The organism is Fodinibius sp., assembly GCF_041642155.1.
Lineage (GTDB): Bacteria > Bacteroidota > Rhodothermia > Balneolales > Balneolaceae > Fodinibius.
The window spans coordinates 1-14,137 of record NZ_JBEPWZ010000010.1 but is presented as its reverse complement, the minus strand read 5'-3'; the positions used below and the strand labels follow the sequence as shown (position 1 = coordinate 14,137).

Annotated in this window: 14 protein-coding genes; 12 read left to right on the top strand and 2 right to left on the bottom strand. The window is 50.9% G+C overall.

All coding sequences use genetic code 11. From position 1 onward, the window contains the following. Window positions 1–117: 117 nt before the first annotated feature. From gcvT to ACESLU_RS01585, 11 genes are all read left to right on the top strand, one after another. Window positions 118–1,215 carry a glycine cleavage system aminomethyltransferase GcvT gene (gcvT, locus tag ACESLU_RS01635; RefSeq protein WP_372634201.1) on the top strand — a complete coding sequence of 366 codons (1,098 nt, stop codon included), beginning with the start codon at window positions 118–120 and terminating at the stop codon, window positions 1,213–1,215. A 47-nt stretch (window positions 1,216–1,262) separates the two neighbouring features. Next, complete coding sequence (locus ACESLU_RS01630; RefSeq protein WP_372634198.1) at window positions 1,263–2,003, top strand: 2-phosphosulfolactate phosphatase; 741 nt, start codon at window positions 1,263–1,265, stop codon at window positions 2,001–2,003. After that, on the top strand, window positions 1,987–4,545 hold the full coding sequence (locus tag ACESLU_RS01625) for a DNA translocase FtsK (protein WP_372634195.1): 2,559 nt from the start codon (window positions 1,987–1,989) through the stop codon (window positions 4,543–4,545). The genes ACESLU_RS01630 and ACESLU_RS01625 overlap by 17 nt, the downstream gene beginning before the upstream one ends. After that, window positions 4,520–5,155 carry an outer membrane lipoprotein carrier protein LolA gene (locus tag ACESLU_RS01620; protein WP_372634192.1) on the top strand — a complete coding sequence of 212 codons (636 nt, stop codon included), beginning with the start codon at window positions 4,520–4,522 and terminating at the stop codon, window positions 5,153–5,155. Before ACESLU_RS01625 ends, ACESLU_RS01620 begins: the two co-directional genes overlap by 26 nt. A gap of 55 nt (window positions 5,156–5,210) precedes the next feature. Next, window positions 5,211–6,242 (top strand): lysylphosphatidylglycerol synthase transmembrane domain-containing protein, encoded by a 1,032-nt coding sequence (locus ACESLU_RS01615; protein ID WP_372634189.1) that lies wholly within the window; start codon window positions 5,211–5,213, stop codon window positions 6,240–6,242. 158 nt (window positions 6,243–6,400) lie between these two features. Continuing rightward, window positions 6,401–8,104, top strand: a complete 1,704-nt coding sequence (locus ACESLU_RS01610) for a hypothetical protein (RefSeq protein ID WP_372634186.1) — start codon at window positions 6,401–6,403, stop codon at window positions 8,102–8,104. A gap of 5 nt (window positions 8,105–8,109) precedes the next feature. Continuing rightward, window positions 8,110–8,325, top strand: coding sequence for an HU family DNA-binding protein (locus ACESLU_RS01605; RefSeq protein WP_372634183.1), 216 nt, complete (start codon window positions 8,110–8,112; stop codon window positions 8,323–8,325). Continuing rightward, window positions 8,322–9,479: an SPOR domain-containing protein gene (locus ACESLU_RS01600; RefSeq protein ID WP_372634180.1), complete on the top strand. Its 1,158-nt coding sequence runs from the start codon at window positions 8,322–8,324 to the stop codon at window positions 9,477–9,479. The genes ACESLU_RS01605 and ACESLU_RS01600 overlap by 4 nt, the downstream gene beginning before the upstream one ends. 31 nt (window positions 9,480–9,510) lie before the next feature. Next, on the top strand, window positions 9,511–10,263 hold the full coding sequence (locus tag ACESLU_RS01595; protein WP_372634177.1) for a MotA/TolQ/ExbB proton channel family protein: 753 nt from the start codon (window positions 9,511–9,513) through the stop codon (window positions 10,261–10,263). Beyond that, complete coding sequence (locus tag ACESLU_RS01590) at window positions 10,263–10,673, top strand: ExbD/TolR family protein (RefSeq protein WP_372634174.1); 411 nt, start codon at window positions 10,263–10,265, stop codon at window positions 10,671–10,673. Before ACESLU_RS01595 ends, ACESLU_RS01590 begins: the two co-directional genes overlap by 1 nt. Window positions 10,674–10,683: 10 nt before the next feature. Further along, the gene (locus tag ACESLU_RS01585) at window positions 10,684–11,508 is read left to right on the top strand and encodes a TonB family protein (RefSeq protein ID WP_372634171.1); all 825 of its coding nucleotides are present in this window, start codon (window positions 10,684–10,686) and stop codon (window positions 11,506–11,508) included. 18 nt (window positions 11,509–11,526) lie between these two features. On the opposite strand, the gene ACESLU_RS01580 is transcribed toward ACESLU_RS01585, so the two are convergent. After that, complete coding sequence (locus ACESLU_RS01580; protein ID WP_372634168.1) at window positions 11,527–12,693, bottom strand: Gfo/Idh/MocA family protein; 1,167 nt, start codon at window positions 12,691–12,693, stop codon at window positions 11,527–11,529. A 347-nt stretch (window positions 12,694–13,040) separates the two neighbouring features. Between ACESLU_RS01580 and ACESLU_RS01575 the strand changes: the two genes are divergently transcribed. Continuing rightward, the gene (locus ACESLU_RS01575) at window positions 13,041–13,685 is read left to right on the top strand and encodes a hypothetical protein (RefSeq protein WP_372634166.1); all 645 of its coding nucleotides are present in this window, start codon (window positions 13,041–13,043) and stop codon (window positions 13,683–13,685) included. Window positions 13,686–13,795: 110 nt separating this feature from the next. Here ACESLU_RS01575 and ACESLU_RS01570 read toward each other — a convergent pair. Next, window positions 13,796–14,137 (bottom strand): DUF4097 family beta strand repeat-containing protein (locus ACESLU_RS01570; protein ID WP_372634163.1); only part of this gene is annotated, 342 nt, incomplete at its 5' end.

Here is a 14,137-nt window from a genome sequence, read left to right as displayed (position 1 = left end):
TTTTTCTCATTTAAAAAAATGGGCGGAAGGAACGCTAAAAATGTGAGCCAAGAGTAATTCGATTCAGAAGCAGTGCAACAGGTCCGTAATGAGTAAACGCCAATTAAACAACAGGCCATGCTGAAACGAACACCCTTTTATGAACTCCATGAGGAAGCGGGAGCAAAGCTTATTGATTTTGGCGGCTTTGACATGCCCGTGCAGTACGAGAGTATCCGCAAAGAACATAAGGCTGTTCGCAATGCGGTGGGGATGTTTGACGTATCGCACATGGGAGAATTTTTTATCACGGGCCGGGAGGCCCTGCCGTTGATTCAGCATGTGACCATTAATGATGCTTCTGAGCTGAAGCCCGGGGAAGCGCAGTATTCGGCCATGTGCTACGAAGATGGAGGCATTGTCGACGACTTGCTGGTATATATGCTGGGGGAGCATGAATACATGCTGGTGGTCAATGCCTCGAATATTGAAAAAGATTTTGAATGGATTGCCAGGCATAATTCGTTTGAGGCCGAGCTGCAAAACCGGTCGGATCGTACCTGCCTGCTGGCGGTACAGGGACCAAAATCGGTGGAAACCCTGCAAAAACTTACGGAAACCAACCTGTCCGGTATTACCTTCTATACGTTTGAAACCGGCAAGCTGGCAAATTGCGACGAAATGATTCTTTCGGCGACCGGCTATACGGGGGAAAAGGGATTTGAGCTCTATTTTAATAAGAATCAGGCGGACCCCGAAGGCGTATGGAAGGCTATTATGGATGCGGGTTCGGCCTTTGGTATCGAGCCCTGTGGACTCGGTGCCCGTAATACGCTGCGCCTGGAGATGGGGTTTGCCCTCTACGGCAATGATATTACCGAGGATACGCACCCCCTCGAAGCACGAATGGGCTGGCTTACCAAACTGGAAAAAGGTAACTTCATCGGAAAAGAGGCGCTCGTTGAAGTAAAAGAGACCGGCCCGGCCCGGCAGTTAGTGGGCTTTGTTGTCGAGGACAAGCGGGCGATTCCCCGATCCGGATATGACCTGTTTGATGAAGAGGATAACCAAATCGGTTTTGTAACGAGCGGTACCCGGTCCATTACGATGGACAAGAATATTGGAATGGGCTACGTGAGCAGGGAGTTGAGCGGGGAAGGCCGTACAATTCTTGTAGATATTCGAAACAGGAAAGCACGGGCTGTCATAAAAAAACCTCCTTTTATAGAAAGTTAGTTCCTTCAGAAGTACATAAGCATAAACGGTTAATGAGTTGCGAATTTATGAATAACAAGGTTGACGTTTTTATTTCATCACAGTCATTTCAAGAGGAAGAACTGAGAGACAAAACAGCGGTTGTGGTTGATGTGTTGCGGGCCAGTTCTACCATGATTACCGCCCTGAATAACAGAGCCAAGGGAGTCATTCCGGTTGCGGATATGGGAGATGCCAGCAAGATTTCCCAAAATCTCGACTCCTCGCATTACCTGTTATGTGGCGAAAAGGACGGGGTTAAAATTGAAGGCTATGACCTGGGAAATTCCCCGCTCGATTATACCGGAGCGATAGTAGAAGATAAGACGATTATCTTGAATACGACGAACGGGACCAGGGCGATCAAGCGTTCGGGCCTGGCAAACAGGGTGCTTATCGGGTCCTTTCTCAACTTGCGTACGCTGATAACAGTTCTTGAGAAAGTGGAAACGGATATTGTCCTGGTCTGTGCGGGCTGGAAGGGTCGCCTGGCACTTGAGGATTTGCTTTGTGCTGGAAATATTATTTACGAACTTACAGGCGGAACATTACCCCAAAATGTGCAAGACGGGGCCAAAGTAGCTTTTGGTCTTTATGAGAAATTTGGTGATGATATAGAACAGGCAGTCAAAACCTCAAATTATGCTGTTCGGTTAAAGGATCTCGTTAGCGAGGAAGATATTGCTTATTGTTGCCAGCGCAATAAGATGCAGGTACTGCCAGTAATGAAAGAAGGTATTATTTCGGATTTCTATGGCAAAGAAAAATAGTTCGGGTACGTTTCTGGGAGGACTTACAGAATCCCGAAAAATGGAGATTATTGGTATTTTGGTGATGGCCCTCGGCGGCCTGATAGGGCTCAGTATATTAAGTTATCATCCCTCCGATTATAATCTCATTCAGTCGCTCTCGACCGATAACCTGTTTAGCGTCGACCGGGGACCCGCCCTGCGTATTCAAAATGGGCTTGGAGTGGTAGGCGCCTACCTGGCACACTTTTTTGTGTATAGGCTTTTTGGCTATATGAGCCTTTTTATCCCTGTTATCATCCTGTGCTACGGCTGGGTTATCTTTCGAAATCGTGATGCCAGTCAGCTGCTCTGGCCCACCGCTTACGGCATTTGGAGCATGGTCCTCTTGTCCACGATCCTGGGCTGGTTCAATGCCGAATATGACTGGTACTCCTCGGTATGGAATGGGGCCGCCGGCATTGCTACGGCGCGGGTCTTGCAAAATATAACCGGCGTCGGATCGATTATTATCCTGGCCGTTCTGTTGGTAACCACAGTTCTGGCACTGCTGGATCGGGACCTGCAGACTACCGTGGATGCGGTTAAGGGGTGGTTTTCGGATTTCAGGATGTCGATTGCGGACTGGCAGGACGAGCGACAGGCACAAAAAGAGGAAAAACGGCGGCAGAGGGAAACGGAAGCCCAGCAGGCAAGGGTTCAACAGCAGCAACAGGCGGAGCAGCAAATGCGGAGGCAACCCCAATCCCAATCACCCTCACAACCAGGGTCAACATCGCGATCCCCCCGGCCCTCTGGCAGGCAATCCGGCAGGGAGGAACATCCGGGACCGACCTCGATTGACGAAATTGTGGAGCGTTCGCAGCAGCAGGACCGCGAGCGTATACGGAAAGAGCAGCGGGAGGTTCAATCGCTGGATCAGCGCCCCCGCGCCGACATAGAAAAAAAACAGATTGCCGAGGACGTTGAGGATGATGTGGATATTTCGGTGTATGTGGGCGAAGGGGATGAGGAGGCGGGGGACCGGGAGCTGGATCGCCAGAATAAGGACAAGGCCCGGGAAGTGCCCAGGGTTAAATACAAGTTTCCCACGGTGAAACTGCTCGACTCGCCGCCAAACGAGGGCAATGAAGTGGATCTCAACGAGATCAAGGATAATAAACGCATCATCCTGGATAAGCTGAAGCGCCATAAAATAGAGATCCGCAGTATCAACGCTATTGTGGGTCCCACGGTAACGCTTTACGAACTTGACCCGGCACCCGATGTGAAGATCAGTAAAATCGAGAGTTATGCCAATGACCTGAAGATGGCGACCGCTGCCAAGGGCTTGCGCATTATGGCCCCTATTCCCGGACGCTCGGCGGTCGGTATTGAAGTGCCCAACGGCAAGCGTGAGATCGTGTATATCAAGTCGGTCATCAATACGAAGAAATTTGTGGAAAGTGACTATGAGCTGCCGCTGGCGTTCGGAAAGACCATCGAGAACGAAGTTTTTATGGTTGATCTCACCCGGATGCCGCACCTGCTTATTGCCGGAGCCACGGGGTCCGGTAAAACGGTGGGGATCAATACGATCATCACCTGCCTGTTGTACAAGTGTCACCCGGATAACCTGAAGTTCGTGATGATTGATCCGAAAAAGATTGAATTGTCGCTCTACCAGAAGATCGAGGACCATTTCCTGGCGACCATACCGGGTACCGAAGATCCCATTGTCACGGATACCGCCAAAGCCCAGGAAACCCTGGAAAGCCTTACTATGGAGATGGATGAGCGGTACGACCTGCTGAAAGAGGGGATGGTTCGGGATATCCGCTCGTATAACGAAAAATTTGACAACGGTGAGCTGGACGAGGAAGAAGGGCACCGCCACCTTCCTTATATCGTCGTGCTGGTCGATGAACTGGCCGACCTGATGATGACGGCCGGCAAGCAGATTGAAGAACCGATCGCGCGGCTGGCCCAGCTGGCACGAGCGGTAGGCATCCACCTGGTAGTGGCCACCCAGCGTCCCTCCGTCAACGTTATTACCGGCACCATCAAAGCTAACTTTCCGGCACGGATTGCGTATCAGGTGGCTTCGAAAGTGGATTCAAGAACGATCCTGGATACCGGAGGGGCCGACCAGCTTATCGGGAGCGGGGATATGCTGTTCACCAACGGCGGGGGCATGACCCGCATTCAGAATGCTTTCGTATCGACTGAAGAGGTGGAGGAGATTACCGAATTTATCGGAAACCAGCGCGGGTATAATAAAAAGTACCAGCTACCAGTTATCCAAGATGAATCTTCGAGTGGTGATATTCCCGATCCGCTGGAGGATATCGATGAGCTGTTTGAAGCAGCTGCAAAAATTGTTGTACTGCACCAGCAGGGTTCGGTGTCGTTGCTGCAGCGCAAGCTGAAAATCGGCTATAACCGGGCTGGACGTATTATCGACCAGTTGTTTAATGCGGGTGTCGTCGGTCCCTATCAGGGCAGCACGGCACGCGACGTACTGGTGGAAGATGAAGAAGAATTAGAACAACTATTAGATGAATTGGACGAATTCAATCGCTAACCTCTTACGGGTTCTGGCCTGTACGCTCCTTTTGTCAGGCGTCACGACGACCCTCCTTGCCCAGGAAAAACCATTTTCGCAGTTGAAAGAGAAGTTTGAAAAAGGCCAAATTTTTTCGGCCGACTTTCAACACCGGTCTGTTGATTCTTATACTGGTGATACCGTATCCAGCGACGGATGGATATGGGTGGGCCGGGAGCGGTACAAGGTACGGGCCGATCATCAGTCAGTCGTGGTGAACGGAAAAACCTCCATGGTCTATGACAACAACCGGAACCGGGTCATCATAAGCAAATATGAGCCCTCGGAAGATGATTTTGCACCCTCGCGCATTCTCAACGGCATCGATTCGACGTTCTCCGTAGAGGTTGAGGAGCGCCGCGACGACCAGTTTTATATTCGACTGGCCTCTGACGATGCCTTTGCCATCTATAAGAAAGTAGAAATTTTTCTTTCCCGCGACCTTATACCCCTGAAGATTCGCGCCGTAGATCCGGTGGATAATATTATAACGACGCAATTTCATGGCGGAGAATTTGTTCCGGCGAAACAAGAGATGTTTCTTCTCGATTACCCGGAAGGAGCCGAAGTTGTTGATATGCGAAACTAATGGGATGCTGCCAAGTCAATTGCTAAAACCTGTGGAAAATTCGGCTTAATCCAATATGCTTAAACGTTTTTTGAAAATTAGTCTTGCCCTGATCCTGGGAGCCGTTTTTCTGTGGCTGGCGTTTCGCAATGTCCGCCTGCAGGAGGTTTGGGATTATACCAAGAATATACAGTTCGGGTGGATTCTGCCTTTTGCAATAGCAGCGTTTTGCAGCCATGTATTTCGTGCGGAGCGCTGGCGGCTGCTGATTGAACATGACAAGAAAGGGCTGGACAGTTCAACGCTTATTTCGGGGGTGTTGGTAGGCTATCTGATGAACTTGGTAGGTCCGAGGCTGGGGGAGGTTTCCCGCCCGATGTATGTAGCCAAGAAAGAGGGATTAAGTACGTCTAAACTGATCGGGACCATTGTGCTGGAGCGCATTGTGGATGTGGTGGTCATGTTTTTTCTGATGGCCGTTGTATCGGTATATATTATCGCCGATCTCGCACTGCTGAAACAGATTTTCGGCGATGACACCATCAACTTTCTGACCAATGAATCCAGCTTGTTGACCTACGGGTGGACCATATTGCTTCTGGGTATTGTTGCTTTTATCGGCTACCTGTTGATCAGGGCTATCATATACCTGGGCAGGAAGTCGCCCCTGCTGCAAGGCTGGATAGATCGGGCCAGAGATGCGCTCGTGATGTTTAAGGACGGCATCCTTTCGGCGCGCAAGGTAGAGCGCTGGTGGCTTTTCATGCTTTATACGGCCCTTATCTGGTTTTGTTATACGCTGATGACCTACATCCCGTTCTGGATGTTCGATATGCAGGAAGTTTATCGCCTGGATATGCTGGATGCGCTGGTGATTACCGTCATTTCCGCCATCGGCATTGCGATACCCTCGCCCGGGGGACTGGGTACCTATCATTATTTTGTCAAGCAGTCGCTGCTGGTGCTGTTTGCCGTGCCGGCGGTCACCGGCATCGCCTATGCAACGGTTACGCACGCCAGCATGGTTATTTTCGTGGCCTGTATTACGCCTATTGTACTATTTATCGATAAACTTCGTTCAACTAAAGCGGGTAAACCGGTGGTGTGACCGCCGTCTAATTATTATTTTTGTACTTTAGTCGAAACAGAAGAACCTCAGCCAGGTATAAAAGTCCGGCAATTGGGCATTAATCGTTGCTAAAAAATTAGTACATTAAAACTGATTTTCATCGGCATTCAGCCTTTACTGTAATTATCCAACAACCCATGAAACGCATTTTAACTGGTACTTTTTTATCGATTTTTATAGCAATCGTTGCTTTTCCACTGGCTGCCCAGGACCGGCAGGGCGGGGAGGACGATGCGATGCTGCCGGAAATAGATCCACAGGATATTGAAATTCGCAGCGAGTTTAATGCGCGTTTTCCCGGACTTCGGCGGCAGCCGATCCTTGGTTTTGAGCCTGCTTCTCGAGTCTACAGGGTAGATCCCGACCGCATGCCCTATATTGAAAGCCGCGAAGAAGTTGTGGCCGACCTTCCCATAAGTGATATGGCCCGGCCTGATCCGCCTCCCTATGCCCGGTTGCACTATTCGCCGGATATTAACGCCTTCGGACGGGTGGGCGGGGGCAGCTATACCAGTCCCGAAGCCAACTTCTGGGGCGTAACTCGACTGAATGACAAGAGTTATGTCGGCGGTGACCTGGATTTTTCTTCTTCCGAGGGACACTTGGACGGGCAGGCGAGCAGCTTTCGATTTTTAACCGCCAACGGGGAGTTTGCAACCAAATTAGACGAACAGACGCGCCTGGGATTGGACCTGGGTCTGCAGAACAGCTTTAATCACATGTATGGCGTGGAAACTTCCCTGGATATTCCCGACAGCCCGCGCAAAGAGTATGGCGGATTTGATATCGGGGCGAATCTCGAGCGCATGAAAAACGGCGTGGCGGGATGGCAGGTACAGGCTCATATGCGATATTATGATGCCAGGGTGCTGGCCGGCGATCTTTCCGATCAGACGGATGAAGGGGTGTATAACATTTCGCTCTCAAAACGGTGGGCGGGAGCCAGTCCCACGGAAACCATTACGGCCAAACTGGGCGGACGGATGGGCGATTACAGCAATAGCTTGGTGGCCGACCAGTGGATGACGGGACAAGCAGGCGTTGAATACCAGCGACTGTTTAACTATGAACTGCACCTGACCGTGGATGCCAGCATTTTTTATGGATCCGATGCGTTTGAAGACAAAATATACTTTGGTCCCGATGCAACTATTGAACTGCCGCTTTTTGAAGGGGCTACCCTGATTGGTAATATCGGAGCAAAGCCCTATGTGCGCACGGCGGAACAGCTGCATACCACCAACCGGTTTTTGGATTCCGGCAATAACTTTCGGCATACGTACAAAATGTACGGCTCGGGTGAGCTGAAGCTGACCTATTCCGAAGTCGGGAGCCTGTCGGGCGGCATTCTCTTCGAGGATATTTCTCATCACCCCATCTTTGAACGGAACGCCGTTGCCACAAATCCGGATCAGCTGCTGTTCTACAAGGTACGGTATGCCGATGCCACGAACATCCGCCTGTATGCCGCGGCTACCCACCAGGTGGTACCGGAAAAATTTTGGCTGAGCGGAGAAGCGTATGCACAGCTTCCGGAGCTGCGGGACGGGGGACGTATTCCCTATTCGGAAAAGCTGGGCTTGAATTCGGGATTCGGGTTGAAGCTGTTCGACGGGATGACGATCGAAGGCTGGGCCGATTACCGCGGTATACGTGAAAACGACCAGGGACAGGATATGGAGGATTACCTGTTGGTGGGGGGACAGCTTGACCTGTCGATCACCGACAAGATCGGGATATACGGGAAAGTCGTTAACCTCCTGGATCAACAGTACCAGCAGTGGGAAGGATATGTAGAGCGTCCCCTGCAGATTTATGGCGGACTCACTTTTAAACTATAGTTTTGGTGACATACAGGATGGATCAGGAGTTTGTGCAGGCATTTGTTGAAGTTGTGCGGGAACAAATAGCTCAAAGAAATAGCGTTAGAATTGACGGCGTGGGTTCTTTCCGCGTTGAACACCGGAAACAGTTTCAAAAACAGTACGACAATGGTCGTGTTGTAATGATGCCGCCCAAGGATACCATCAGCTTTACCCCTGAAAAGCAACTCCAGTCATGACAACGGTTAACCGAGAACAATTGATAACACTGCTTGCCGAACGGACGGGCATGGATGAGGATCGTGTGGGCCAGCAGTTTGCGGAGCTGACCAATCATATCCAACGGGTTGAAACCGGCCGGGACCCCGTTCGTATTGAGGGATTTGGAACGTTTAAGACGGTTCAGGATCGATTGGAGTTTGTACCCTCGGAGATCCTGTCAACGGAAATTAATAACAAATACGCCGGCATGAAGCCGATTGAGCTCATTGGCGCTTTTAAAGAGCCGGATGGCACGGACGTACCGGTGGCGGGGCGGCCGGATGAAGCGGAAGTACCGGAGTCCCGGGAGAAAGAGATTGAGGTCCCTGAACTAAACGGCAATGGCTCGGATTCTCCCGAAAAAGAAATCCCGGAAACAGAGTCCGTACCGCCGCCGGAGATATCGCCCGGGGCGCCCCCGAAGGAGCAGGCAGACAGGGACCCGGTGTTCCGGCAGGAAGAAATGCAGGACGGGGATAACGAAGATTCTGCAGCCCCGCCGGTACCGGCAGCACCAGCTGCCGCGAAGGCGGAAGTGGGTTCGCAGGAAGCGACCAAATCTCTTGATAACGATCCGCTGGGGAAAGCTATTGTAATTCTCGCTGTAATTCTTACTTTATCTGTCGCCGGGTGGCTGGCCTACGATTTTGGCCTGTTTGGATCCCATGGGGCTGGCAGCGAAAGCTCCCCGTCTCCCGGTCCTCCTGCTGAGCAGCAGCGTATGGAGCGGGAAAATGCCGGGCAGCCCGGCGAGCAGGCAATCGGAGAAGGGGGGGATAATGCCGAACCTGCGGAACAGCAGCCTGAACCGCCCGGCGAGCAGGGCAATGAGACACCGACTTCAACCGTTGAAACAGAGCCGTACGGTTTGTATGGCGAGTTTAACGAGGACATTGACAGTGGCTTTTTCACGATCGTCGTACACTCTCTGCGCACTATGGAGCTGGCCGAAGAGAAAAAGCAGGGCCTGGTGCAAGAAGGTTTTCGTACCAGGATAAAGGAGACGGATATCAACGGAAGTACGTATTACCGGGTGGGTATCGGTCAATTTTCCACCATCAGTGCAGCCCAGGAAGCGGTCCGGGAACTGCCTGAACCTTATCAAAATAATAACTTTATAAATCGTTTTTAACCATATAGTTGTAACATAGAGGATCAATTTTATGCAAGCCTTACTTTTCTTTTGGATACAGTCTCAACCGGATACCTCAGTCGTAGATACCTCAGCAATAGCTGACAGCCTGGACTTGGCAGCCCAGCAGGAGAGCATGTCGATGCTGGAACTGCTTGCAGAGGGGGGCGTGCTGATGATTCCTCTGTTTATCTTGTCAATTGTTGCCATTTTTGTGATTGCTGAACGGTGGCGGTCGCTCAATAACTCCCGTATTGAAGTAGATGGCTTCCTGCGCACCGTCGAGGGAATGCTGAAGGACGGGGACCGCCAGCGCGCTTTAACGTATTGTGATAGTATCGACAAGCCTCTGGCCCGCATTCTTAAAGCCGGAATTCGTCGGCTGGGTCGTTCCATCCGGGATATTGAAAGTGCTATCAGCAATGCCGGGAAAAAAGAGATCTTTCATCTCGAAAAGCGAATGAACTGGCTGGCAACGATTGCGGGTGTTGCCCCGCTGGTCGGGTTTACGGGGACGGTAACCGGAATGATCGAAGCCTTTATGGATATTCAGTCGCTGCAGGGAAATGTGAATCCCAGCGTGCTGGCAGGGGGTATCTGGGAAGCGCTGATCACCACCGCGACCGGTCTGATTGTGGGTATCATTGCCTACGGGTTTTATAATTTTCTGCTTGGCAAAATAAATCGTACCGTTCATGAGTTAGAAAATGCATCGGCGGATTTTATCGATATGCTGCAGTCGCCATCCAATAAAAAGAAACAAGAAGCACAGAAGGTACGGTAATGGACTTTAGAGAAGATGAAAATAAAATGGAGCCGCTGACGATGTTTTCACAGTCGTCACTGACAGATATTGTATTGTTGCTGCTGATTTTCTTCCTGCTGACCTCTTCCTTTGTTACGAACTTCGGTATTAAGGTGAATATTCCCGAAGCGGAAACCGGTGCGCAGACCGACTCGCAATTTATTAATGTGGCGGTTACGAAAGACGGAGAGTTCTTTGTAAATGGGGAGCTGACCGGGAAAGGCATGCTGGCCTCCTCACTGCAGGAAGCCAAAAATGAGAACCCGGAGGGCACCCTGGTATTGCGGGCCGACAAAGATGCTATCGTCGATAATGCGGTCCGTGTAATGAATGTTGCCAAAGCGTTACAGTTAAATATTGTGATGGCTACCGAACAAACTTCACAATAACAGCCCGTACATGGAACTACCTACATTCCAAAAAGAAGAAGATCGTTTTGCCCTGTTGGTCACGGGTGGGGTGCATGTAGTGCTGGTAATCATATTTTTGTTATATTCCTTTACCATTCAAACCAAGGCCCGTCCCTCTTTTATCGAAGTCCAGTTTGGTGAGTTTCAGTCGGGCTCGCCGGCCGAGTTTGCCGAACAGCAAAATGAGGAGGTGGCCACGCGTCCGGACCCCTCGGAAACAGAACCGGAAAATCCGGATCCTGAGACGCCGGATCCCGCCGAGGAGCAGCAGGAAACAACAGAGGAAACAGCCAAGCAGGTTGATTTGGCGGATCAGACCGAGGAGATAGAGGAGGAAGAAGTTCAAACCCCTGATACGGACGAGGTAGATCCCGAAAAAGAAACGGCGACGGAAGAACAGCAGGAAGTGACGGTCCCGCCCCAGACGGAGCAGGATGAAGTTCGGCAGGAGGGGGCGGAAAGCAGTGGGGACCCGCAGGGGAGGACCGGCGATATTCAGTCGGACCAGGGCACGGGTAACGAGCAGGAAAAATCAGCACCGTATGAATTGGAGTGGGAGGGAGACGTCGATCGCTCCCCCATGGTACAGCCGCTGCCCGAAAACCCCACGGATTTGGAAGCGACCCTGACCATCCGGTTTGAAGTGAAGCCCGACGGCACGATCGGACGTATTATCCCTCTGAAGAAAATGAATCCCGAATTAGAGCGGGAAGTATTGCGGACCCTTCGAAGCTGGCGCTTTTCCCGCCTGCCCTCCGGCGTGCCCCAGCAGGCACAGTGGGGGACCATCACCTTTCGGTTTGTCCTGGAGTAACTGAGTATCCTGCCGGAATCATTCCGCAAGCGGGCGTATATATCCCTCTTCTTTATCGAAATCCAGAGATACTTCCCGACCCGTCTCGGCTGACTCGTAAATAGCTTCCATAATAATCATGTCGCGCTTGCCCATCTCTCCGGGCACGATGGTCCGGTCGTCTTCGAGGATACAGCGGGCGAAGTCATCCATTTGCAGAGCCTGCTGATTGACCTGCGGAAAATCCATGGGTTCTTCACTGGTGTCTCCCCGGATGCCGCTGTAGCTGTAAGCGGGACTGAGTTCCGCCCACCCATTGGTCGCTTCCAAACGAAAGTTATTTCCGCGATCTTCGTAACTCGACTCGCCGTAAAGCACGGCATCCTTCGGGAAGTTCAGCTCCCACCGTATCGTCCCTTCCACTTCCGGGAAATTTTCAGGGTTTTGCGTTTCATCCCAGGCCATGACCGACGTCGGCAGCTGTCCCATGGTATAAAGACCGGCCTGTATCACATAAATGCCTACATCCATCAGGGGTCCCCCGCCCGCCAGCTCTTTGTCAAGACGCCAGGCGCCGGGGTCGTTCAGGGGAAAACTGTGGGTGCCACTCATCTGTTCTGCGTTTCCCAGTACCTCACTGCGGCCCAGCCGCATCATTTCTTTATTATGAGGCTCGAAATGCAGGCGATAGCCGATCGAAAGCTTGCGTCCGGCTTTTTGGGAGGCATCAATCATACGCTGGCAGTCCCTGGCCGAAGTGGCCATCGGTTTTTCGCAAATAACATGCTTGCCGGCCTCAGCGGCCCGGATGGAGTACTCGGCGTGCATGCTGTTGGGCAATACCACATAGATGATATCAATATCGTCGTTATCGGCTATCTGGTCATAGGTCTCATAGTTATAGATATTGGACTCCGGAAGATCGTATTTCCGGCCCCATTCTTCCTCCTTCCGAGGCGTGCCGGTTACAATGCCCGCCAGCCTGCACAGTGTTGTCTCCTGCAGGGCCGGGGCAATCTGTCCGGTTGCATACCTGCCAAGTCCGACCAGGGCCACCCCGAGTTTTTCACTTTCGGGAAGTTCAGCCAGGCCTGCAGCCGAAGAAAGACGCTTTGTATTATCAAGCATGGTAAGGCCCGGAAGAGCAACTACCGAACCGAGACCGAGCGAAAGATGGGAAAGAAAATCACGTCTTGAATAACTCATAATTACTCCTTTTTATTGATGTAAAAGACATATTAATGTTAATAGATTTTGCCAAACCGTTCTTTTGGCCAATCTCTGCGTTTTCGCGCATTCAAAATCTTCACATACACCTTTAAAATATATGCTGTGGATTTGAATACGGTCAGGCTTTGATATTGACTAAAATTCCTGGTTTTTTCAAAGCTTTTTATTGATAGGCTTTGTTTAACTGGTGATGTAAGCCCTAATTGGTGCGTGTAATCATTATATTAAATACAGCCTTTTTGACTCTATATACGAATTACATGATGAAAAGCATGATGGAATTCGTATATTTTACTCAATTTTTATTTTAAAAGAAGGTTCCTATGGGTTGTCAAATGCAATGGTCACTGATAATAGTGGGGTGGATATGGATGTTCTTTACTGCTACGGGTACTGTGGTGGGACAGCAAACCCTGCCTGATTCTCGGCAGCAAATTTCAGCGGCAGTAAGCGCCGCTCCCGAGAGTATGCAGGCCGGGGCGATGGTGTTGGGGTACAATGCCGATACCACCTTGTCTACGCTGAGAGAGGGGACGAATAATTTAATTTGTATAGCGGACAACCCGCGGGATTCGGAGTTCCACGTTGCCTGTTATCACAAGGATCTTGATCCTTTTATGGAACGGGGACGGGAATTGAAGGCGAAGGGGATGTCACGCAAAGAAGTGGACCTGATTCGACGTTCCGAGATAAAATCCGGGCAACTGCCGATGCCTGAGAAACCGATGGCTTTATATTCTTTATCGGGTCCGGCCGACGCTTTTAATTATGAGAATTCTACAGCAAAAGAGGTCTCCCCCACCTATGTGGTCTATATTCCGTTTGCCACCGAAGCCTCTACCGGATTGGCTAAGAAACCGGTCAGTGAAGGAGCACCCTGGATTATGGAGCCGGGTACGCCCTGGGCACATATCATGGTTATAACGGGCGAAACCATAGATAAACAGGTTAAGACCGATGGGAAATGATTTTACCGAACACGCTCTCAGCCTTGAATAAATCAACGGGAACCGGAGATCAAGCCCCCCGGTTCCCGGCGAGAAAATGAAAATAAATGAAGGAGCGCGAGCCCGGTTAATTACTGAAATGCGAGGACTACTAATCCCCCCGAAGTACGGGCCGAGACCAGGGGGCCTCCGCCGTTTATGGTTCCCGTTATTTCATTCCGCTTGCTATCACCCGAAAAATTAGTGAGTTTAGAGTGGACGTAGCTGCCTTTCAGGTTGAGATTAGCTCCCTCTTTGCGAGGCAGCGTGATATCAATATTACCACCGCTTGTTTTAAGATCAGTAGAAGAGGCTAGCGATATAAAATCGGCTTCGATATTACCCCCGCTGGTCTGAGCTTCAACGACACCGCGAATGTTATTGAGGTCGATGTGCCCCCCGCTTGTTCGGGCATTGAAGTTGCCCTGAAGATC

Excerpts from the sequence above, each read along its gene's own strand:
- gcvT (WP_372634201.1), top strand. The coding sequence starts at position 118 with ATGCTGAAACGAACACCCTTTTATGAACTCCATGAGGAAGCGGGAGCA.
- ACESLU_RS01630 (WP_372634198.1), top strand. The coding sequence starts at position 1,263 with ATGAATAACAAGGTTGACGTTTTTATTTCATCACAGTCATTTCAAGAG.
- ACESLU_RS01625 (WP_372634195.1), top strand. The coding sequence starts at position 1,987 with ATGGCAAAGAAAAATAGTTCGGGTACGTTTCTGGGAGGACTTACAGAA.
- ACESLU_RS01620 (WP_372634192.1), top strand. The coding sequence starts at position 4,520 with ATGAATTGGACGAATTCAATCGCTAACCTCTTACGGGTTCTGGCCTGT.
- ACESLU_RS01615 (WP_372634189.1), top strand. The coding sequence starts at position 5,211 with ATGCTTAAACGTTTTTTGAAAATTAGTCTTGCCCTGATCCTGGGAGCC.
- ACESLU_RS01610 (WP_372634186.1), top strand. The coding sequence starts at position 6,401 with ATGAAACGCATTTTAACTGGTACTTTTTTATCGATTTTTATAGCAATC.
- ACESLU_RS01600 (WP_372634180.1), top strand. The coding sequence starts at position 8,322 with ATGACAACGGTTAACCGAGAACAATTGATAACACTGCTTGCCGAACGG.
- ACESLU_RS01595 (WP_372634177.1), top strand. The coding sequence starts at position 9,511 with ATGCAAGCCTTACTTTTCTTTTGGATACAGTCTCAACCGGATACCTCA.
- ACESLU_RS01590 (WP_372634174.1), top strand. The coding sequence starts at position 10,263 with ATGGACTTTAGAGAAGATGAAAATAAAATGGAGCCGCTGACGATGTTT.
- ACESLU_RS01585 (WP_372634171.1), top strand. The coding sequence starts at position 10,684 with ATGGAACTACCTACATTCCAAAAAGAAGAAGATCGTTTTGCCCTGTTG.
- ACESLU_RS01580 (WP_372634168.1), bottom strand. The coding sequence starts at position 12,693 with ATGAGTTATTCAAGACGTGATTTTCTTTCCCATCTTTCGCTCGGTCTC.
- ACESLU_RS01575 (WP_372634166.1), top strand. The coding sequence starts at position 13,041 with ATGGGTTGTCAAATGCAATGGTCACTGATAATAGTGGGGTGGATATGG.